This is a genomic window from Bittarella massiliensis (ex Durand et al. 2017) (assembly GCF_001486165.1).
In the GTDB taxonomy this organism is placed as follows: Bacteria; Bacillota; Clostridia; order Oscillospirales; family Ruminococcaceae; genus Bittarella; species Bittarella massiliensis.
In genome coordinates this window covers 534,072-555,273 of the sequence record NZ_LN908976.1, presented here as the reverse complement: position 1 = coordinate 555,273, position 21,202 = coordinate 534,072, and the positions used below count along the sequence as shown (strand labels likewise).

The window sequence follows — 21,202 nt, the reverse complement described above, 5'->3', positions numbered from 1 at the left end:
GGAGTGAGGACAGACGAGATGATGATCGACAAACGGCTGATCGGCGCTGTGCCGGACAGCAGGGGCCATGTGGCCCGAAACGTGCTCTACCAGTGGGGCGGGCTGTTGGCGAGTGCGGCCACGACCTTTGCCTTTGCCCGGCTGCTGGGCGGGCTGTTACAGGGGGTGGCCACCGGCGCCGACCTGGCCGCCGCCTGCGGGGTGGGGCTTTTGGCCATGGCGGTGCGCTGGCTCTGCACCGCCATGGCCGGGCGGGAGAGCTTTCTCGCCTCCCGCTCGGTGAAAAAGGCGCTGCGCCGCCGCATCTGCGACAAGCTGCTGCGGCTGGGGCCCTCCTACGCGCAGCGGGTCTCCACCTCGGAGGTGGTGCAGGTCGCCACCGAGGGGGTGGAGCAGTTGGAGACCTATTTCGGCGCCTACCTGCCCCAGTTTTTTTACAGCCTGCTGGCGCCTTTGACCCTCTTTGTCCTGCTCTTCCCCATCAGCTGGAAGGCGGCGGTGGCCCTCCTCCTCTGTGTGCCGCTGATCCCGGCGGCCATCGCCGCGGTGCAGACCGTGGCCAAGAAGCTGCTCTCCCGCTACTGGGGCCAGTACACCGCCCTTGGGGACACCTTTTTGGAAAACCTCCAGGGGCTGACCACCCTGAAGATCTACGGGGCCGACGGCCGGAAAAACGAGGAGATGGACCGGGAGGCCGAGCAGTTTCGCCGCATCACCATGAAGGTGCTGAGCATGCAGCTCAACTCCATCACCATCATGGACCTGGTGGCCTTCGGCGGCGCGGCCCTGGGGATGATCCTGGCCGTGGGCGAACTGGCGGCGGGAAATCTCTCCTTCGCCGGGTGCCTGGCGGTCATCCTCCTCTCGGCGGACTTCTTCATCCCCATGCGGCAGCTGGGCTCCTTCTTCCATGTGGCCATGAACGGCATGGCCGCCAGCGGCAAGATTTTCGCTCTGCTGGACCTGCCCGAGGACCCGCCCCGCCAGGGCCGTCTGCCGGGGGACGACTACACCGTCTGCTGCCGGGACCTGCACTTTGGCTACGAGCCGGGGCGGCCGGTGCTGCAAGGGGTGTCGCTGGACATCCGCCCGGGCGCGCTCACCGCCGTCGTGGGGGAGAGCGGCTGCGGCAAGAGCACCCTCGCCGCCCTGCTCACCGGGCGCTGCCGGGGCTATGGGGGCGAGGTGCGCATCGGCGGGGTGGAACTGGGCCGGCTCTCCGCCGAAGAACTGGCCCGCACCGTCACCTATGTGGGCTTTGCGGGTTACCTGTTTTCGGGGACGGTGGCTGAAAACCTGCGCATGGGCTGCCCCGAAGCCGACGACGCGGCCCTCTGGCGGGTGCTGGAACGCACCCGGATGGCCGACTTCCTGCGGGGGGAACAGGGGCTGGAAACCCATCTGGAGCCCCAGGGGGCCAACTTCTCGGGGGGACAGCGGCAGCGGCTGGCCCTGGCGCGGGCCCTGCTACATGACACCCCCATCTACATCTTTGACGAGGCCACCTCCAACATCGACGTGGAAAGCGAGAACGACATCATGGCCGAGATTCACGCCCTGGCGGGGAAAAAGACGGTCCTCCTCATCTCCCACCGGCTGGCCAATGTGGCCGCCGCCGACTGCATCTGCGTGCTGGAGGGTGGGCGGGTGGCGGGGCTGGGCAACCACCTCTCCCTGCTGGCTGAGGGCGGGCTCTACCGCGCCCTCTGGGCGGGGCAACAACAACTGGAAAGATTTGCGAAAGGGGGTGCGGCCCAATGAAGAAAAGGGGAAATTGGACGATTATGGCGCGGCTGATCCGGCTGGTGGGGCCCCTGTTGCCCCTGATGCTGCTGGCCATCTTGCTGGGGGTGGCAGGGTTTCTCTGCTCCACCTTCCTGAGCATATTCGGCGGCTGGGCGGCCCTGCAGGCTGTGGGGCTGAACGCCCCCTTTGCCCTGGGGACCCTCTTTGTCCTGGCGGCGGCGGCCGCCCTGCTGCGGGGCTTTCTCCGCTATGGTGAGCAGGCCTGCAACCACTACATCGCCTTTCGGCTGCTGGCCCTGATCCGCGACCGGGTCTTTCGAGCCCTGCGGCGGCTCTGCCCGGCCAAACTCGAGTGCCGGGACAAGGGAAATTTGATTTCGGTCATCACCTCCGACATCGAACTGCTGGAGGTCTTTTACGCCCACACCATCTCCCCGGCGGCCATCGCCCTCTGCATGTCGGTCATCATGTCCCTCTTCATTGGCAGCTACCACCCTCTGTTGGGGCTGGTGGCGGCTACCGCCTACCTGGTGGTGGGCGGGGTGCTGCCGGTGCTCATCTCCCGCCGCAGCGGCGGGGCCGGGGCGGCCTTCCGCAGCCGGTCGGGCGAGCTGGGCGGCTTTGTGCTGGACACCCTGCGGGGGATGGGGGAGCTGTTGCAGTACGGCCGGGGGGAGGTCCGGCTGGCGGAGCTGGACCGCCGCACCGACGAGTTGTCCCGCACCGAGGAGGGGATGAAACGCCAGGCCGCCCGGGGCAGCGCCCTGACGGGGGCGGTCATCCTCCTCTTTGACCTGGCGCTGCTGTCGGCTGCCGTCGGCCTCTACTGGGCCGGGCAGGTGGATTTCGGCGGGGTGCTGATCCCCTTCCTCGCCCTGTTGAGCTCCTTCGGGCCGGTGGTGGCCCTGGCCAACCTGGGCAGCACCCTGCAAAACACCCTCGCCGCCGGGGACCGGGTGCTGGACATCCTCGACGAGACCCCCCAGGTGGAAGAGGTCAGCGGCTGCCCGCCGGTGGCCTTTGACGGGGCCAGCTGTGAGGACGTCTCCTTCTCCTATGGGGACGAGGCAATCCTCGAACACCTGGACCTGCGCATCCCTGCGGGAAAGGTGTTGGGGATCTCCGGCCGCAGCGGCAGCGGCAAATCCACCCTGCTGCGGCTGCTGATGCGGTTTTGGGACGTGCAGGGGGGCGCAGTGCGCATCTCCGGGACCGACCTGCGCCAGATCGACACCGCCAACCTCCGCCGGATGGAGGGCTTTGTCACCCAGGAGACCCACCTCTTTCACGACAGCATCGCCGCCAACCTGAAGATCGCCAAGCCCGACGCCACCCGGGAAGAGCTGGTGGAGGCCTGCAAAAAGGCCTCGCTGCACGACTTCATCGAGACCCTGCCCCAGGGGTATGACACCCCGGTGGGCGAACTGGGGGACACCCTCTCCGGTGGGGAGCGGCAGCGGCTGGGACTGGCCCGCGCCTTTCTGCACGGCGCCCCCCTCCTGCTGCTCGACGAGCCCACCAGCAACCTGGACAGCCTCAACGAGGCGGTGATCCTGCGGGCCATCCGCCAGGAGCGGGGCGGGCGAACGGTGGTTTTGGTGAGCCACCGGGCCTCCACCATGGCCGTTGCCGACGAGGTGTACTCCGCCGAGCGGGGGAGGGCCAGTTGATGGGCCGGGTCCGGCCGGTGGGCGAAAAGCGCCGCCGGGAAAAGGAGATGGTGGCCGAGATGATCGCCCTCTACTGCCGGGGCCGCCACGGCAGCAGGGGAACGCTCTGCCCCCAGTGCGCCGAACTGGCCGCCTATGCCGCCGCCCGCAGCGACCGCTGTCCCTTTATGGAGGAAAAGACCTTCTGTTCCAACTGCCGGGTGCACTGTTACCAGCCGGAGATGCGCCGCCGCATCCGCGAGGTGATGCGCTACGCCGGGCCGCACATCCTCTTTCACCACCCGGTGGCGGCCGTCCGCCACACCCTGTCGACCCTGCGCGAAAAAAAGCGATTGGAGGGAGAGAGATGAAGATACTCTACCTGATTTTGGGCTTTCTCGGCCTGGGACTGGGGGCCCTGGGCGCGGCCCTTCCCCTGCTGCCGGCCTTCCCCTTTTTGATGTTGGCCGCCGTCTGCTTCGCCAAGAGTTCTCAGCGGCTCAACAACTGGTTTTTGCAGACAAAACTCTACAAGAACAACCTGGAGAGCTTTGTCCAGGGCCGGGGGATGACCTGGTGCACCAAGATCCGCATCATGGCCATCGTCACCCTGACCATGGCCTTTGGCTTTGCAATGATGGGGCGGGTGCCGGTCGGTCGGGTCGTCCTGGCGGTGGTCTGGGTCTTTCACATCCTCTACTTTGTTTTCGGCATCAAGACCCTGCCCGCCGGGGACGGCAGGGGGCGGGAGATACCCCTTGACTTTGCCGGGGCAGAGGAGGACGATGCCGCCTGAGGGCTGCTTTTTCTAAATCCACTTTGTCGCAGGGGGAGAGGGGCCCGGCCGGGCCCCTCTCCCCTCGTTTGCTCCCATCCTATTCCTCCCAGACCCCGTTGGCAGAAACTTCCCCGCCCCCATTGTGACGAAATCGTCACCCGCAGGGGGGCGGGGTTTGCTATAATAGAGGCAAGTTCGACCGCGGGGGACCTGTGTCGCCCCCGCGGGGAAGGGGGGAGCGCGGAGATGCGCATTTTGCTGGTGGAGGACGACCGCACCATCGCTGCCGGTCTCTGCTATTCGCTGCAGGCCGAGGGCTACCAGGTGGAGCACTGCACCACCTGCGCCGACGCCCTGCGGGGGGTGGAGGCGGGGGGCTGGGACCTGTTGCTGCTGGATCTGACCCTGCCCGACGGCAGCGGCTACGACATCTGCCGCCGGGCCAAGGCCCTGGGGGACACCCCGGTGGTCTTTCTCACCGCCTGCGACGAGGAGGTCAGCGCGGTGATGGGGCTGGACATGGGGGCGGACGACTACGTGACCAAACCCTTTCGCCTGCGGGAGCTGCTCAGCCGCATCAATTCGGTGCTGCGCCGCAGCGGCCGGGGCGGGGGGGAGACCTCCCTCGCCTTCGGCGCCCTCACCATCTGCCCCCAGCGCGCCCAGGTGCGCTTTGCCGGGCGGGAATTGGCCCTCACCGCCCTGGAATACCGGCTGCTGCTGACCTTTGCCGCCCACCCCGGGCAGGTGCTCACCCGGGGCCAACTGTTGGAGGGGATCTGGGACGTGGCGGGCAACTTTGTCAACGACAACACCCTCACCGTCTACATCAAGCGGCTGCGGGAAAAGCTGGCCGCCGCCGGGGACGAGGGGCGGATCTCCACCGTCCGCGGCCTGGGCTACCGAATGGAGGGGGAGTGATGCTGCGCGGCCGGGAGGGGAAGCTCGCCGCCGTCCACTTTGTGGCCCTCTCCGCCGCGGGGACGGCCCTCTGCTTTGCCGTCGCCCCGGCGGCCGGGTGGATCTGCCTCTCCCTCTGCGCGCTGCTGGGGGGCCTCTTCGCCGCCTTTACCCGGCGGCGCTACCGGGAGATCCGCCGCCTCTCCCAGTACCTGGCGTCGGTCTATTCGGGGGGCAAACCCCTGGACATCCGCGACAACCGGGAGGGGGAGCTGAGCATCCTCAAAAACGACCTCTACAAAATCACCTGCGTCCTCACCCGGCAGGCCGAGCAGCTCCACCGGGACAAGGACTACCTGGCCGAGGCCATGCAGAACATCTCCCACCAGCTCAAGACCCCCCTCACCAGCCTCTTTGTCATGACCGAACTGCTGCGCTCCCCCGACCTGCCGGCGAACAGGCGGGAGGAGTTCTGGCAGAGCACCGGCCAGTCGCTGGAGCGGATCCAGTGGCTGGTGGGCACCCTGTTGAAGTTTTCCCGGCTGGACGCCGAGGCCGTCGCCTTTGCCAGGGAGGAGCTCTCCCTGGCCGACCTCCTGGCCCGGGCGGCGGCCCCCCTGCGCCCGCTTTTAGAGGGGCGGCGGCTCTCCCTCTCCATCGACTGTCCCCCCGCCCTCACCTGGCGGGGGGATGGGGAGTGGACGGCCGAGGCCCTGGGCAACCTCCTCAAAAACTGCGCCGAGCACACCCCGCCCGGGGGCGACATCCGGGTGCGCTGCAGCGAGAACCCGCTGCACATCGAGATCGCCATCTGCGACAGCGGCGAGGGGATCGACCCCGGCGACCTGCCCCACCTCTTCGAGCGCTTTTACAAGGGCAAAAACGCCGCCTCCGACGGGGTGGGCATCGGCCTGGCCATGGCCAAGACCATCCTGCAGAGCCAGAACGCCGACGTGAGCGCCCGCAACCGCCCCGAGGGCGGGGCCGAGTTCTCGGTCAAGCTCTACAAGCAGATCGTCTGAAGGTGACCAAATGGTCACCGCCCGGGTCACCCCCGCGTCACCTGACAAAAGTAGAGTGGGGCCAGGCGGGGGAGCGTGCCCCCGCCGATCACCGGGCCCCGGCCCGCATGGGAGGAATGGTTTGATGGAACTGTTGCGCGTGGAAAACCTCTGCAAACACTACGGCGGCCGGGAGACCGGCACCGACGCCCTGAAGGGGGTCTCCTTCACCGTCGAAAAGGGGGAGTTCGTGGCCATTGTCGGCCCCTCCGGTTCGGGGAAGAGCACCCTCCTGCACATCCTCGGCGGGGTGGACCGCCCCACCTCCGGCCAGGTGCTGGTGGACGGGGCCGACGTCTACCAGATGGACGAAAACGCCCTGGCCATCTTCCGCCGCCGCCAAATCGGGCTGATCTACCAGTTTTACAACCTGATCCCCGTCCTCAATGTGGAGGAGAACATCACCCTCCCCCTGCTGCTGGACGGGCGGAAGATCGATCCCTTCCGGCTGCAAAACCTGGTGGAAAAACTGGGCCTGGGCGAGCGGCTCGGCCACCTGCCCAGCCAGCTCTCGGGCGGGCAGCAGCAGCGCGTCAGCATCGGCCGGGCGCTGATCGCCAGCCCCGCCCTGGTGCTGGCCGACGAGCCCACCGGCAACCTGGACAGCAAGAACAGCGGCGAGATCATCGGCCTGCTGAGGGACTTTCACCGCACCCTGGACCAGACCCTGCTCATCATCACCCACGACGAGCGCATCGCCCTGCAGGCCGACCGCATCATCGCCATTGAGGACGGGCAGATCGCCCGGGACGAGGTGATCCGCCGATGAACATCATCCACCGCCTCACCCTCAAAAACATGGCCCAAAACCGGCGGCGCACCCTGGTCACCGTGCTGGGGGTCGCCGTGTCGGTGGCCATGCTCACCGCCGTCTCCCTCATCGCCGTCTCCTTTTTGGACATGATGCAGCGCACCGTGCTGGCCGACACCGGCGACTGGCACGTCCGCTTCGAGGGGGTCTCCCCGGCGGCCCCCGCCGCCGTGCGCGCCGACAGCCAGACCGGGTCGGTCACCACCCGGGGGCTGCTCTCCTACGCCAAGCCGCCGGAGAGCCTGGACACCCAGCGCCCCTACCTGGCCCTCTGGGGCTACGACCCCTCCGACCAGTCGGCCGCCCGGGCCCCCCTCACCCTGGAGGAGGGGCGGCTGCCCGAGCGGGCGGGGGAACTGGTGGTCTCCCGCGCGTTTTTGGAGACCTCTGCCCTCGACTGGCAGGTGGGGCAGCAGGTGGTGCTGCCCACCGGCCGGCGGCTGGTCCCCGACGAACAGAGCGGCGAACTGTTGCCGGTCTCCCCCTCCTCCCCCGCGGTGGACGGGGAGCAGTGGCTGCCCGAGGGGAGCGAGCGCTACACCCTGGTGGGCATCGGCTCCTTCTCCACCGGCCTGGAGCCCAGTTGGAGCCGCAGCTACACCGGCATCACCTGTCTGCCTGACGGGTACGGCGGCCAGCTGGAGGTGTCCGCGTCGATGGCCCACCTCGACCGGGGGGTCTACGACTGGGGCGACCGTCTCTGGGAACAGGTGGGAGGCGCTCGCACCTACAACAGCGAGCTGCTCTTTTACATGGGCATCACCGACGACAACACCCTTTACAGCACCCTCTTCGGGGCCCTGGCCATCGTCTGCGGGGTCATCCTCGTCGGCTCGGTCAGCCTCATCTACAACGCCTTCGCCATCTCCCTGGCCGAGCGGGGGCGCACCTTCGGGATGCTCTCCAGCGTGGGGGCCACCCGCCGCCAGAAGCGGGGCAGCGTCTTTTTTGAGGCGGCCCTCATCGGGGCTGCGGCCATCCCCCTGGGTCTCTTCGCCGGCTGGCTGGGCATCAAGATCACCTTTGCCTGCATCGGCTCCATCGTCCAGGAGATGTTTCGCGCCGCCCAGCCCCTGCGGGTGGTCATCGCCCCGGCCGCCGTCTGCGCGGCGGTGCTCCTCTCGGCGGCGGTGCTCCTCCTCTCGGCCTGGGTGCCGGCCCAGCGGGCCTCCCGCATCCCCCCCATCGAGGCCATCCGCGGCAGCCGGCAGGTGCGCATCTCCCCCCGGCAGGTGCGCACCTCCCCCATCAGCCGCAAGCTGCTGGGGTTTGAAGGGGAGCTGGGGCTGAAAAACAGCAAGCGCAGCCGCAGCCGCTACCTGGCGACCCTCCTCTCCCTCTTTGTCAGCGTGGTGCTCTTTCTCACCGCCTCCACCTTTACCTATTACATGGGGCGCTCCTTCTCCATGACGGTGGAGGACGTGCAGTTTGACTACACCGTCAGCTTCCCCTACACCAGCGACAGCCAGCGCGACCGGCTGGCCGCCGGCATCCAGGCCCTCCCCGGCATCGAGGAGAGCGCCTGCACCCAAAGCCTGTACGGCCAACTGACCCTGCGCCCCGAACAGCTCACCGCCGAGGCCCGGTCGGCCATCTGGCAGCGGGGAGACGGGCTCTACCCCATGGGGATCCAGGTCTACGCCCTGGACGAGGCGTCCTTGCAGAGGTACTGCCGGCGCGCGGGGCTCGAGGCCGCCCCCCTGCTGGGCGAAAGCGGCAAGGGCATCCTCCTCTCGCCCCAGCTCTACCGGGTCGGACACGAGTTCCGGGAGCTGCGCCACCTGGCTGACCCCCTGGGCAGCGAACTGACCTTTGCCACCGGCGAGGTGGGGAGCCCCCAACTGCGCCTGCAGATCGCCGGGGTCTCCTCCGAGGCCCCCATGCCGGTGGCCGGGGCCATGGGCAACAGCTCCACCCTGGCGGTGCTGGTCTCGCAGGACACCTTTGCCGGCTGGCTAGACCAGATGGGGACCGACTCCCGCACCGCCTCCGTGATGGTGCGCGCCGCCGACCCCGACCTCTTTTACAGCCGCCTGCTCCAGTACCAGAAGGAGACCCGCAGTGAGTGGAGCGTCACCGATTTCACCCGCTACCGGGAGCAAAACAGTCAGCTCCTGCTGCTGGTGGAGGTCTTTGTCTACGGCTTTGTGGCCCTGGTGGCGGTGGTCTGCGGGGCCAACATCTGGAACACCGTATCCACCGGGGTGGCCCTGCGCCGGCGGGAGTTCGCCATGCTCCACTCGGTGGGCATCTCCCCCCGGGGCTTCCGGCGGATGATGCGCTGGGAGAGCCTCTCCTACGGGGTGAAGGCCCTGGCCCTGGGCCTGCCGGTGAGCGCCCTGCTGGCCCTGGGCATCTACAAGGTGCTGGAGCAAAACTTCGCCTTTGCCTTCTCCCTCCCCTGGGGGGCCTATCTGGCGGCGGTGCTGGGGGTGTTCCTGCTGGTGGGGCTGCCCATGTCCCTGTCGCTGCGCAAGCTCCGCCGCGAAAACGTGATGGACGCCCTGAAAAACGAGAACCTCTAAGGGCGCCCGGCATTTGCGCCCGCCCCCTGCCGGTGGTATGATGGGGCTGTGACCGGGCGGACCCCGGAAGAGAGGGAGGTTTTTTGTATGGACGTGTTGGAAGCCATCTACACCCGCCGCAGCATCCGCAAGTACACCGGCCAGCCGGTGGGGGACGAGGCGGTCAGGGCCCTGCTCAAGGCGGGGATGATCGCCCCCACCGCGGTGGACAACCGCGACTGGGAATTCGTCGTCACCAGGGAGCGGGCGGTGCTCGAGCGCCTGTCCGACTGCCTGGGCCACTCGGGGCTGATGCTGAAAGAGGCCCCCCTGGCCATCGCCCTCTGCGGCGACTGGGACCGGGCCTACCGCTGGGGCAGGGACTACTGGGTCGAGGACTGCGCCGCCGCGGCCGAGAACATCCTCCTGGCCGCCCACGGCATGGGGCTGGGCGCGGTCTGGCTGGGCACCTACCCCCAGACCGACAAGATGCGCCGGGTCGCCGAGACCCTGGAGCTGCCCGCGCACATCATCCCCTTCTGCGTCCTCTCCATCGGCTGGCCGGGGGAGACAAAGCCCGCCGCCGCGGACGAGCGGTACGACGAGGCGAAGATCCACATCGACCGCTGGTGACCCACCGGCGGGGGAGCCACCCCGGGCTTTTTGCCTGTCAAAAACAGAGAATTTTTTTTGGTATTTTTAGAAAGGCCTTTCGGCGGGCGGGGTTGCGTGGTATACTGGTGAAAATCGAGGGGCTGCCGCGGGTGGCCCCTCGCCCCGCAGCGGGCGGGGCAAAGGGGGGCGCGCAGGGTGAAACAGGAGATCGGCCGCAGGCGAAAAAATCTGCTTCTGCCCACCTGCGCCATTGCCCTGGCCCTGGTGCTGTCGGTGCTCTCCTTTGTCTCCTACCAGCGGGGGCTGCGGGCCACCCTCCTAAAAAAGACCGAGGAGGAGATGGCCCGCTACACCCACCAGAGCGGGGCGATGGTCTCCGGCCTGGTGGAGGACTACTTTGCCCAGCTGGACACGGTGGCCCTCTTCTGCGCCGGGAACGCCGGCCGGGACAACGACAACATCGTCGAGCTGCTGCGCCGGCAAAACAGCCGGGACGAGGACTGCAGGCTGGGCCTCTCCGACCTGGGCGGCACCCTCTACACCGGCACCGGGGTGCCGGTGGACATCTCCGGGCGGGATTTTTTTCAGCGGGCCGCCGCCGGAGAGCGGGTGCTGAGCCGGGTGCACGGCAGCTGTCTGGACGGCCGCTCCTGCGTGGTGCTGGCCATCCCCCTCTACGAGGGGGAGCAGGTGGCCGGGGTGGCCTATGCCGAGTACCCGGTGACCCACTTTACCGAAATGCTGGGCAGTGCCCAGTTTGCCGGGCTGGGGGCCACCATGGTGATCCAGCCCGACGGGGCCATGGTCTCGGGCTACGCCGGGACCGAGCGGTACGAGACCTTTTACGACGCCATCGGCCAGATGGACTTTCAGGGGGCAGACACCCTCGCCAGCCTGCGCGAGCGTGTTGGGGCGGGGGAGTCGGGGCTCTTCACCTACTACCGGGGCGGCAAGGCCCGCTACCTCTACTTTGAGCCCGCCGGGGTGGGGGACTGGACGGTCCTCTCCCTGGTCCTGGCCGAGTCGGTGGAGCGGCAGTTTTCCACCATCAACGGCCGCTCGGTGACCCTGATGGGGCTCAACCTGCTGCTCTACAGCGTGGTCCTCCTCTGCATCTGGCTGATCTGGCGCAAAAACCAGGCGGTGCTGCGGGCCAACCGCTGCGACGGGCTCACCGGCATCTACAACCGCGGGGGGCTGCGCGCCGCCGTGGAGCCCATGCTGGCGCGGGTGCCGGAAGGGGGGCGGGTGCACGCCTGCCTCTTCATCGACGTGGACGACTTCAAGGGGGTCAACGACCGGCTGGGCCACCAGGTGGGGGACCAGGTGCTCATCCAATTGGCGTCCTTGCTGCAGCGCACCTTCCGCCAGAGCGACGTGGTGGGCCGCTACGGCGGCGACGAGTTCCTGGTCTGGATGCGGGACGCCCCCTCGGCCCAGCTGGTGGAGCACCGGGCCGAGCAGCTCTGCGAGTCGGTGGCCGCCTGCGACGACTTCCCCACCTCCATCAGCGTGGGGGTGGCCCTCTGGCCGCAGGACGGCAGCGGTTACGACGAGCTGCTGCACGCTGCCGACCAGGCCCTCTACACCGCCAAAGGGGCGGGGAAAAACCGGGTCGCCTTTTTCCAAAATGCCGGGGAATCGGGGTAAAATAGTCTTGTTTTTTGAGAGAAAGGGCCGTATAATGAAACCATGTACACGGGACACGGCGGGCCGCTGTGTAAAAATGTTTGCTCTGCCCTTGGCGGAGCGCCGAGAAAAGAGGTCATTTGAATGAACAAATTGGCAACGCATGCCAAGGCGCAGCTGCAAAAAAAGACCGGCAAAAAGGGCTTTACCCTGGTCGAGGTCATCGTGGTGCTGGTCATCCTGGCGATCCTGGCCGCCCTGCTGATCCCCTCCATGGTCAAGTGGATCGACAAGGCCCACGAGAAAGAGGCCATTGTCGAGGCGCGGACGATTGTCATGGCCGCCCAGACCATCGCGTCTGAAGCCTATGAAAAAAATCCCGCTGCCACCGCTCTGACCGGTGCGCAGGAGGCCGAAGTGCTGGCCCTGGCCGACATCGGCGGCTCCTTCCCTGCAGGCTCCTCCATCACCATCGACGCGGGCAAGGTCACCGGTTTGACCTATCAGACGAAAAACAACGCCTACAAGGTGGTTTACAGTTCGATAGGGGACACCTATACCGTCACCAAGCTGTGACGGTGGTTCCCGCGGTCAAAAAACAGCGCATTTACTAGAAAGTGAGGGCACCCTTGCGGGACTTTCCCGCAGGGGTGTTCTGAGATAAGGGCAAAAATGCCCGAGAGGGGAGGGTCCGCCAGTGCCAGCTTCGTACTACGTCGCCTGCACCGTGCTGGCCCTCCTCCTCTTTGCCTTCGGCAGCGTCGTCGGCAGCTTTTTAAACGTGGTCATCTACCGGGTGCCCCAGGGCATCTCGGTGGCCAAAGGGCGCTCCTTCTGCCCCCGCTGCGGCAAGACCCTCCGCCCGCTGGACATGGTGCCGGTCTTCAGTTGGCTGGCCCTGCGGGGGCGCTGCCGGTCCTGCGGGGCCCCCATCTCCCCCCGCTACCCCCTTGTCGAGTGCGCCGGCGGGGCGCTGGCCCTTCTCTGTGTGGGGGCGCTGGGCCCCACCCCCCTGGCGGCGGTGGCCTTTGGCGCCCTCTGCGTGCTGCTGTGCGTCGCCTGCATCGACGCCGCCACCATGGAGATCCCCAACGGGCTGGTGCTGGCCCTGGCGGCCTTTGCGCTGCTGGCGGTCCCCGCCGCGCCGGGGGTGGGGCTTCTCTCCCGCCTCCTCGGCGCGGCCGAGATCAGCCTGCCCCTGCTCCTCTGCACCCGGCTGGTGCCCGAGAGCTTTGGCGGGGGCGATGTAAAGCTGATGGCGGCCGCCGGCTTCCTGTTGGGGTGGCGCGCCACCCTGGCGGCTGCCTTTTTGGCCCTGGTGGGCGGCGGGCTCTACGGGGTCTGGCTGCTGGCCACCCGCCGCGCCGGGCGGAAGAGCCACTTCGCCTTCGGCCCCTTCCTGGCCGGGGGGATCGGGGTGGCCCTCCTCTGGGGCGAGGGGCTCATCTCCGGCTATCTCTCCCTCTTTGGCTTGGCCTAGGGGGATTATCAAATCGGAAAGGGGGCGGGGCAGGTGCCCGTCTACCAGTACCGCGCCGCCGACAAGGGCGGCAAAATCACCGAGGGGGAGATGAACGCCCCGGCCGAGACCCAGCTGTCCGAGCGGCTGCGGGGCGACGGGCTCTTCCTCCTCTCCTGCAAGGAGAAGGAGGAGAAGACCGCCTCCTACCGGCTGCGGCCGCTGGAACTCTCCGAGTTCTGCCGCGACCTGGGCACCATGCTCGGCTCGGGTGTGCCGCTGCTGCGCTCGGTCTCCATCCTCATCCAGCGCGACCCCAAGGTGCGCATCAAGCGGGTCTACCAGCACCTCTACCGCTCCCTCCAGCGGGGGCTCCCCCTGTCGGAGGCCATGGAGGAGCAGACCGGCGCCTTCCCCGAACTGCTGATCCAGATGTACCGCGCGGGGGAGGCCAGCGGCCGGCTGGACCTGACCTCCCAGAAGATGGCCCTCCACTACCAAAAGGAGCACCGCCTCAACAGCAAGGTGCGGGGGGCGATGGTCTACCCCATCATCCTCCTGTGCCTGACGGTGGTCATCACCCTGGGCATCTTCCTCTTCGTCCTCCCCAACTTCTTCACCCTCTTCGAGGGGATGGAGCTGCCCTGGCCCACCCAGGTGGTGATGGCCATCAGCGGCGGGTTGGAGCGGTACTGGCTGTTCTGGGTCATCGGCGCGCTGCTGGCGGTGCTGGTCTTGGGGTTTGTGCTGCGCCTGCCCAAGGTGCGGCTGGCGGTGGACCGCTGCAAGCTGCGCCTCCCCCTGGTGGGCAAGCTGCTGCGCACCATCTACACCGCCCGCTTTGCCCGCACCCTCAGCTCCCTCTACGCCAGCGGGCTGCCCATCATCACCGCCCTGCAAAACGCCCGCGGCACCACCGGCAACCGCTACATCGGCGACCAGTTCGACGGGGTGGTGCGGCAGGTGCGCAGCGGCGGCGCCCTGTCCGACGCCATCGCCCAGGTGGACGGCTTTGACCCCAAGCTGGCCGCCACCATCCGGGTGGGGGAGGAGACCGGCAAGCTCGACGAGATGCTCGAGTCCACCGCCGAGTCCTTCGACTACGAGGCGGAGAGCGCCACCGCCAAGCTCACCGCCATCCTCGAGCCGGTGCTCATCATCCTCATGGCGCTGGTCATCGGCTTCATCATGATCTCGGTGATGCTGCCCATCTACTCCCTCTACGATCAGATCGGCGCCGGCGCCGGCAGTTACGGCGGCTGATCGAACCCGCTTTTTAAAGGAGAAAAAACACCATGGAATGTTCGGCATATATCGGCAACGAGGCCATCCACGCGGTGATGGGCCGGGCCGGGCGCAAGGGGGTGCAGATCGAGCGGGTCTGCTCGGAACCCCTGGCCCCGGGGGCGGTCATCGGCGGCGTGTTCATCGACGAGGCGGCCGTCAAGGCGGCCCTCTGCAGCCTCTGGGGCCGCAGCCACCTCCCCCAGCGGGGGGTGCGGCTGGTGGTGGGGGGGCGCTCGGTCTTCCTCAAGCGCTCGGTGGTCCCCACCCTCTCCCGCGGCAAACTGCAGCGGGTGCTGGTGGACGAGTTCCCCGAGGTGGAGGACCCCGCCGAGCTGCTCTACGACTACGCGGTGCTCACCCCCCGCCTCCCCGAAGGGGGCGGCGCGGTCCTCTGCACCGCCGCGCCCCGGGCCTTCATCCAGTCCTACCGGCAGCTGTTCGCGTCGGCGGGCATCGGCCTGCGCTCGGCGGAGCTGAACATCGGCGGCCTCATCAAGGTGGCGCGGCTCTCGGCCGCCCTGCAGCGGGAGAGCTGCGTGGTGGTGGTGCTCGACGACCTGGGCGTCGACCTGACCCTGCTGGCCGCCGGCGACTACCGGTTTTGCAACCGCTCCCGCCTGCTGGAGGGGCGGGGCACCCCCCAGTCCGCCGCCGAGATCGGGCGGCTGCTCTCCTCCATGGTGCAGTTCAACGCCTCCGAAAAGGGGGAGCCGGTCAAGCACGTCTACCTGGCCGGCCTTAAGGAGGGGGAGGAGGGGCTCTGCGCGGCCCTGGGCGAGAGCCTGGGCATCGCCGCCGACCCCTTCCCCGACTGCCCTGAAATCGCCGCCCTGCCCCGCCGCAGGGGGTGCCAATTCACCCTTGCCGAGCACCTGTACGCCGTGGGGGGACTGATTCGGACAGGGGGGATCTGGGGATGAAGGCGCTTCGCAAAAAGGACATCGACTACCTGGCCCGGCTGAAGGACGGACGGCGCAGCGGCCGCCCCATCCTCCGCATCGCCCTGCTGGCGCTCCCCTTCGCGCTGGTGCTGGGGGCCTTCGCCGCCGCCTTTTTCTACTACACCGGCGCCACCTCCCGCCTGAAAAGGGAGGACGCGCCCCTGCAGGCCTACCTGCAAAACCCGCAAAACCTCCAGCGGCAGAGCAAGGCGGTGGAGCTCTCCGACCAACTGGCGGGCTACACCGCCCGGCGGGACGCCCTCAAGAGCGACCTGGACGCCCTGGCCGGCTACCCCCGGCTCTACAAGGAGCTCTACCGGCAGGTCATCAGCCTCACCGGAAACGCCGTGCAGGTGGAGAGCACCTCCTTCTCCGACGAGACCGGGCTGCTGAGCCTGGAACTGTCCTCCTCCGGGGTGAAGGACGCGCCGACCTACATCCAAAAGCTGCGGGAGTCCGGCCTCTTCCAGGACATCGCCTACCGGGGGTATGGCGTGGACGAACAGGACGGCCGCTACCACTTCACCGCCGACTGCCTGCTGGCAGCCTCGGCCCAATAGCCGCAAGGAGGGAACGCCATGACCAAATTGACCCGGCGGGAGCGAACGCTGCTCTACGCCATGTTTCTCATCCTCTTTGCGGCGGGGGCCTTTCTCCTGGCGCGGCCCCTGGCCGCGTCGCGGGATGCGGCCCAGGAACAGCTCGCCCAGGACAGGGAGGCCGCCCAGCTGATGGAGCGGCAGATCGCTCTGGCCCAGACCTATGAGGGCCAGATCAGCGCCTGCAAAGAGGAGATCACCGCCCTCTCCGGCAGCCTGCCGGCCCCCATGGTCTCCAACCGGGCCGACCAGATGGTGACCAACCTGGCCCTCCGCCACCGGTTGACCCCGGTGAAGGAGACCATCTCCGACCCGGTGAACACCCCCATCCCGGTCTACCTCTCCCAGCCCGCCGAGCAGGGGAGCGCCCCCCAGGGGGAGGAGGAGGCCGTCGGCGCCCTGGTCACCACCGAGATCGAACTGCAGGCCTACGGCACCCTGTCCAACCTGCAAAACCTCCTGGAGGAGATCAAGGACCTGCCTGAACTGCGGGTCACCCAGTACAAGACCACCGTGGAGCGGGGCAAGGACGAGGCGGGCAACGCCTCCAGCCGCACCCTGTTCACCATCCACTTTGCCATCTACCAGTACCAGGAGGGCGAGTAGCCCCCAAACCGCCGCAGAAGGGAGGGATTTGCCGTGCGCGCCAAACCAAGAGAGCAGGGCTCCGCCATGCTCTGGTCGGTGCTGGTGCTGGCCATCATCGCCATCTTCGCCACCGGGGTGCTCACCCTGGCCCTCTCCTTCTCCCAGCGCAGCATCCAAAACGACAGCCGGCAGCAGGCCTACCTCACCGCCCGCTCGGCGGTGGACGCCCTCTCCTCCCAACTGCACGGGCTGGAGGCGGGGCAGTCCTCGGAACTGGTCCCCACCACCCCCGAGGGCATCCGGGTGGAGATCCCCCAGACCGAGGGGATGGGCAGCTGCACCGCCGTCATCGCCCGGCCGGAGGAGGGGGTCATCACCATCACCGCCACCGCCCGCTACGGCAGCCAGGAGCAGACGGTGGTGGGCCGCCTCACCCGGGAGGGGGGCGGCGACGGCGACCTGCCGGTCACCGACCTCTCCGGCTTTGTGGGCTTTGTGGGCGGCCGGTGGGTCGTCAGCGGCCAGTTGGAGTTGGAGGGCGACGTGGGGGACGAGGACGCCTCGGCCATGTACGTGCTCGAGAGCGTCGTTTCCGGCAGCCAGAAGGGCCACGTCCACGCCGACGTTCCCCCCGTTCTGGCCCCCGGGTACAGTTGGCCCAAAGAGGTGGGCTACGACGGCAAGAACCGGGAGCCGCTCAACCAGGAGATCACCGCCGCCCTCCCCCAGCTCACCTTCCCCGACGAGGGGGTGCAGACCCTCCCCGCCGGGGCCTGGCGCGCCACCCTCGGGGGCGGCCAGCAGTGGTACCAGTTCGAGGGGAGCACCTCCCCCTCGGTGCTGACGATCACCGGGGACCGGGACATCTACATCCGGGTCCGCCAGGGGCAGAAGCTCTATCTCAGCAAGATCGAGCGCGACGAGGACGCCGCTGACGTGCAGGTCTTTGTCCTGTTGGAGGAGGGGGCGTCCGGGGCGGGCGGCGTCTTTCAGACCGAGTACGGCTTTGAAAACCCCGACAACGCCCCCCTCTATCTCTGCGGCGGGGCGGGGACCAAGGTCAGCCTGGGCGGGTCCACCGAATTGACCGGCAGCATCTACTGCACAGGCGAGGTGGCGACCGGCCACAAGACCGAGCTGGAATACCGCCCGCCGGTCGCCGGCAGCGGGGGGGAGGAGCCCGGCGGCGGTGCGGGGGAGAGCAGCACCTTCACCGGGATGGTGGCCAACCACTGGTGGCTGGGCAGCTACACCTACACCTTCGGCACCTCGGAAACGCCCTGCGACATGGTGGTGCTGCAGGACTTTCGGGAGGTGGGCTCCCAAAACCGGGTGGTGACCTACCGCGCCCCTATCGTCAAATCGGGGGCCACCGGGGCGGGGGGCTACACCGTCCGCTGGAGCGTGGAGCCCCAGTGGAGCGAGAGCCCCGCCGTCCCCCGCCCCCGCCTGCCCAGCGGCCCTGCCGGCGGGGAGACGGCCTCCCTGCGGCTGGAAGCCGGCGGCACGGTGGAGATCGGCGGCGAGGGGGAGCACTGGTACCGCTGTGAGGGCGGCTGGCAGTTGGGCGCCACCGTCCGGGTGGTGGGGAGCGGCGACTGCTACCTCGTCGTCCCCGCCGGGCAGAAGCTGCAGTGCAACTTTGTCCGCCCGGCCACCGAGGGGGACGCCCGGGTCTTCATCGTCCTCGAGGACGGCACCTCCCCCTGGAACCAGACCACCTTTGAGACCGCCTACAACACCGAGTGGAGCCAGCCGGACAACCTCAACCTCTACGTGTTGGGCGGGGCGGAGACCAACTTCACCCTCTGGGGCGGGTTTGCCGGCGCCGCCTATGTGGACCACCTGCAGTGCAACCGGGCGGACATCCAGTTCCACTCCCGCCCCACCGAGGTGGGAAGACCCGTCGCCCCGAGCAGCGGCCGCTGGAAGCTGGTCCGCTACGAGGCGGCTTGACAAGAGAGAGGAGGGCGCGAAATGGCGCGCAGAGAGCGAGCAAAAACCGCCGCCACCGGGGGGATGACCCTGGTGGAGGTGGTGGTTTCCCTGGCGCTGCTGGCCGTTGTCGCCCTCATCTTGGTGACCGGCTTCTCGGCGGCGGGCAAGCTCATCCGCCGGGGGACCGACACCAAAAACAGCACCGACAAGACCATCTCCGCCCTGGAGATGCTCGCCGGCGGCCTCTCCCCCGCCGACGAGGTGGACAGCACCGAGGAGGAGAGCACCCTCACCTACCTCCTAAACGGCGCGACCCGCAGCGTGAAGGGCCGCACCATCACCGTCACCGACCCGGAAGACCCGGCCATCAGCCACCGGGTCTTTGTCCCCGATGCGCCGGCGCAGTAGGGGCCCGGCCGCCCGCCGCGGCTGGACCCTGGTGGAGGTGTCGGTGGTGCTCTTGCTGCTGGTGCTGGTGGTGGCCTTGGCGGGGGGGATGATCCTCTCCGGGGGCAACCTGCTGGGCCGCAGCGCCCAGTTGGGGGAGGAGAAGCTCATCGGCGACACCGCCTGCCAGTGGCTCTCGGGCAAGCTGCGCTACGCCACCGAGCTGCGCCTCGCCGGGGGGGACGACCTCTCCGCCCCCGAGGCCGTCTGGCTGGAGGAGGGCCGCCTCTGGTACCGAAACAGCGGGGAAGGGGCCCCCCAGCCCGGCCAGGGGATCGACTACTACGGCGACGCCTTCTACCAGGGGCGCACCCTGTCCGTCACCGCCGCCCTGCACGACCAGTACTACCTGGATCTGACGGTGCGGGTCCACCGCGCCGACGGGGCGCTCTGCTACACCACCCGCACCACCGTCAAGCTGCTCAACCTGGAAATCAGCGCCGCCCCGGCAGAGGGCCCAGCCGGCGCGGTCGAGGACCCGGCCTTCCTCTTTGCCAGCGGGCAGGGGGCGGACTGACCGGCCGCGGCCGCAACACAGAGGAAAAGGGGAGTATCCATGAAAAACATACCCATCGGCGAGGTGCTCAAGGAGTACGGCTACATCACCGAGGAGCAACTGCAGCAGGCCCTGGCGGCCCAGAAGCAAAACCGCAGCCGCCGCCTGGGCGAGATCCTCGAGGACATGGGCTTTGTCACCGAGCGCCAGAAGCTGGAGGCCCTGGGCCAGAGGATGGGGCTGCCGGTGGTGGATCTGGCCACCTACGAGGTGGACACCGACGCGGTGGGCAAGATCCCCAAGCAGTTGGCCCTGCGCCACGGGGTCATCGCCGTGGCCCAGCAGGGCGGCCACCTGGTGGTGGCCACCAGCGACCCCCTCAACTTCTACGGCACCGAGGAGGTGCGCCAGATCACCGGCCTGCCGGTGGACTCGGTGCTGGCCGAAAAGGCCCCCATCGACGCGGCCATCGCCCACTACTACGCCGAGATCGGGGCCAAGCTGGCCGCCGAGCGGGCCAACAAGGACGTGGAGCCCCTGCCCATCTCCCCCATCGAGGTGGAGGAGGGGGAGGGCGACGCCCCGGTGGTCAAGCTGCTGGCAAGCCTTCTGGACCGGGGTTACAACTCGGGGGCCAGCGACATCCACGTCGAGCCCTTTGAGCAGCAGACCTCGGTGCGGATGCGGCTGGATGGGGTGATCGTCGATTACGTCACCCTCTCCCCGGCCATCCACCCCTCCCTCATCACCCGCATCAAGATCCTCGCCGGGCTGGACATCGCCGAGCGGCGCCAGCCCCAGGACGGGCACTTTCGCCAGAAGGTGGACGGGCAGGACGTCAACATCCGCGTCTCCATCATCCCCACCATCTACGGGGAGAAGGCGGTGCTCCGCTTCCTCAACCAGAACACCCCCATCGACCGGGCGGGCCAGTTCGGGATGGACGACGACAACTATCAAAAGTTCTCCCAGATGCTCCGCTCCCCCCACGGCATCATCTATATGACCGGGCCCACCGGCTCGGGCAAGACCACCACCCTCTACATGATTTTGGAGCAGATGGCCGAGCGCACCCTCAACATCTCCACCATCGAGGACCCGGTGGAGAGGGACATCTTCCGCATCAACCAGATGCAGGTCAACACCGCCGCCGGCCTCACCTTCGACGCGGGGCTGCGGGCCCTCCTGCGGCAGGACCCCGACGTGATCATGGTGGGGGAGACCCGCGACAGCGAGACCGCCTCCATCTCGGTGCGGGCGGCCATCACCGGCCACCTGGTCTTCTCCACCCTCCACACCAACGATGCCCTCTCGGCCATCGTCCGCCTGCAGGACATGGGGCTGCCGGCCTATATGGTGGCAAACTCCCTGGTGGGGATCGTGGCCCAGCGGCTGGTGCGCAAGGTCTGCCCCCACTGCGCCGAGGAGTACACCCCCGACGAGACCGAGCGGGCCGCCCTGGGGGTCGACCTGCCCCGGCTGCGCCGGGGAAAGGGCTGCCACATCTGCGGCCACACCGGCTACAAGGGGCGCATCGCCATCCACGAGGTGGCGCTGGTCGACCGGCAGATCCGGCGGATGATCTCCGCCGGGGCCCCCATGGACGACATCACCCAGTACGCCCGCGAGAGCCAGGGGATGCGCACCCTGCGCGACAGCGCCCTGCAACTGGTGCAGAGCGGGGTCACCACGGTGGACGAATTCCTCAAGGTGACCTACTACGCCGACTGACACCGGCGCGAGACGAGAGAAAC

General features: G+C 68.2%; 20 protein-coding genes. All 20 read left to right on the top strand.

The features are described 5' to 3' along the window. Nucleotides 1-21 precede the first annotated feature (21 nt). The gene (locus tag BN3266_RS06110; RefSeq protein WP_368013947.1) at nt 22-1,761 is read left to right on the top strand and encodes an ABC transporter transmembrane domain-containing protein; all 1,740 of its coding nucleotides are present in this window, start codon (nt 22-24) and stop codon (nt 1,759-1,761) included. Then, a complete protein-coding gene (gene cydC, locus BN3266_RS06105; protein ID WP_059004448.1) occupies nt 1,758-3,416 on the top strand; it encodes a thiol reductant ABC exporter subunit CydC in 1,659 nt (552 codons plus the stop codon). Before BN3266_RS06110 ends, cydC begins: the two co-directional genes overlap by 4 nt. After that, nucleotides 3,416-3,766: a nitrous oxide-stimulated promoter family protein gene (locus tag BN3266_RS06100; protein WP_059004447.1), complete on the top strand. Its 351-nt coding sequence runs from the start codon at nt 3,416-3,418 to the stop codon at nt 3,764-3,766. Before cydC ends, BN3266_RS06100 begins: the two co-directional genes overlap by 1 nt. After that, nucleotides 3,763-4,191 carry a YbaN family protein gene (locus BN3266_RS06095; protein WP_059004446.1) on the top strand — a complete coding sequence of 143 codons (429 nt, stop codon included), beginning with the start codon at nt 3,763-3,765 and terminating at the stop codon, nt 4,189-4,191. The genes BN3266_RS06100 and BN3266_RS06095 overlap by 4 nt, the downstream gene beginning before the upstream one ends. 228 nt (nt 4,192-4,419) lie before the next feature. Beyond that, nucleotides 4,420-5,094 carry a response regulator transcription factor gene (locus BN3266_RS06090; protein WP_059004445.1) on the top strand — a complete coding sequence of 225 codons (675 nt, stop codon included), beginning with the start codon at nt 4,420-4,422 and terminating at the stop codon, nt 5,092-5,094. Beyond that, nucleotides 5,094-6,095: a sensor histidine kinase gene (locus BN3266_RS06085; protein ID WP_059004444.1), complete on the top strand. Its 1,002-nt coding sequence runs from the start codon at nt 5,094-5,096 to the stop codon at nt 6,093-6,095. The genes BN3266_RS06090 and BN3266_RS06085 overlap by 1 nt, the downstream gene beginning before the upstream one ends. A gap of 124 nt (nt 6,096-6,219) precedes the next feature. After that, nucleotides 6,220-6,903, top strand: coding sequence for an ABC transporter ATP-binding protein (locus tag BN3266_RS06080; protein WP_059004443.1), 684 nt, complete (start codon nt 6,220-6,222; stop codon nt 6,901-6,903). Continuing rightward, the gene (locus BN3266_RS06075; protein ID WP_059004442.1) at nt 6,900-9,470 is read left to right on the top strand and encodes an ABC transporter permease; all 2,571 of its coding nucleotides are present in this window, start codon (nt 6,900-6,902) and stop codon (nt 9,468-9,470) included. Before BN3266_RS06080 ends, BN3266_RS06075 begins: the two co-directional genes overlap by 4 nt. Before the next feature lie 87 nt (nt 9,471-9,557). After that, nucleotides 9,558-10,082: a nitroreductase family protein gene (locus tag BN3266_RS06070; RefSeq protein ID WP_021658749.1), complete on the top strand. Its 525-nt coding sequence runs from the start codon at nt 9,558-9,560 to the stop codon at nt 10,080-10,082. A 177-nt stretch (nt 10,083-10,259) separates the two neighbouring features. Beyond that, the gene (locus tag BN3266_RS06065) at nt 10,260-11,714 is read left to right on the top strand and encodes a sensor domain-containing diguanylate cyclase (RefSeq protein ID WP_059004441.1); all 1,455 of its coding nucleotides are present in this window, start codon (nt 10,260-10,262) and stop codon (nt 11,712-11,714) included. A 123-nt stretch (nt 11,715-11,837) separates the two neighbouring features. Next, nucleotides 11,838-12,269, top strand: coding sequence for a prepilin-type N-terminal cleavage/methylation domain-containing protein (locus BN3266_RS06060; protein ID WP_059004440.1), 432 nt, complete (start codon nt 11,838-11,840; stop codon nt 12,267-12,269). Between the two features lie 121 nt (nt 12,270-12,390). Further along, nucleotides 12,391-13,173 (top strand): prepilin peptidase, encoded by a 783-nt coding sequence (locus tag BN3266_RS06055; protein ID WP_059004439.1) that lies wholly within the window; start codon nt 12,391-12,393, stop codon nt 13,171-13,173. 33 nt (nt 13,174-13,206) lie between these two features. Beyond that, nucleotides 13,207-14,415, top strand: a complete 1,209-nt coding sequence (locus tag BN3266_RS06050; protein WP_059004438.1) for a type II secretion system F family protein — start codon at nt 13,207-13,209, stop codon at nt 14,413-14,415. Between the two features lie 32 nt (nt 14,416-14,447). After that, complete coding sequence (pilM, locus tag BN3266_RS06045; protein WP_059004437.1) at nt 14,448-15,359, top strand: type IV pilus biogenesis protein PilM; 912 nt, start codon at nt 14,448-14,450, stop codon at nt 15,357-15,359. Beyond that, the gene (locus BN3266_RS06040; RefSeq protein WP_059004436.1) at nt 15,356-15,940 is read left to right on the top strand and encodes a hypothetical protein; all 585 of its coding nucleotides are present in this window, start codon (nt 15,356-15,358) and stop codon (nt 15,938-15,940) included. Before pilM ends, BN3266_RS06040 begins: the two co-directional genes overlap by 4 nt. Before the next feature lie 18 nt (nt 15,941-15,958). Next, nucleotides 15,959-16,585, top strand: a complete 627-nt coding sequence (locus BN3266_RS06035; RefSeq protein ID WP_059004435.1) for a hypothetical protein — start codon at nt 15,959-15,961, stop codon at nt 16,583-16,585. 33 nt (nt 16,586-16,618) lie between these two features. Next, entirely contained in the window at nt 16,619-18,523 is a 1,905-nt protein-coding gene (locus BN3266_RS06030; RefSeq protein ID WP_154668996.1) for a type II secretion system protein, read from the top strand. Nucleotides 18,524-18,544: 21 nt separating this feature from the next. After that, the gene (locus tag BN3266_RS06025) at nt 18,545-18,913 is read left to right on the top strand and encodes a type II secretion system protein (protein WP_059004433.1); all 369 of its coding nucleotides are present in this window, start codon (nt 18,545-18,547) and stop codon (nt 18,911-18,913) included. Continuing rightward, on the top strand, nt 18,897-19,469 hold the full coding sequence (locus tag BN3266_RS06020; protein ID WP_021658738.1) for a hypothetical protein: 573 nt from the start codon (nt 18,897-18,899) through the stop codon (nt 19,467-19,469). Before BN3266_RS06025 ends, BN3266_RS06020 begins: the two co-directional genes overlap by 17 nt. 39 nt (nt 19,470-19,508) lie before the next feature. Beyond that, nucleotides 19,509-21,179: a GspE/PulE family protein gene (locus BN3266_RS06015; RefSeq protein WP_059004432.1), complete on the top strand. Its 1,671-nt coding sequence runs from the start codon at nt 19,509-19,511 to the stop codon at nt 21,177-21,179. Nucleotides 21,180-21,202: the final 23 nt, after the last annotated feature.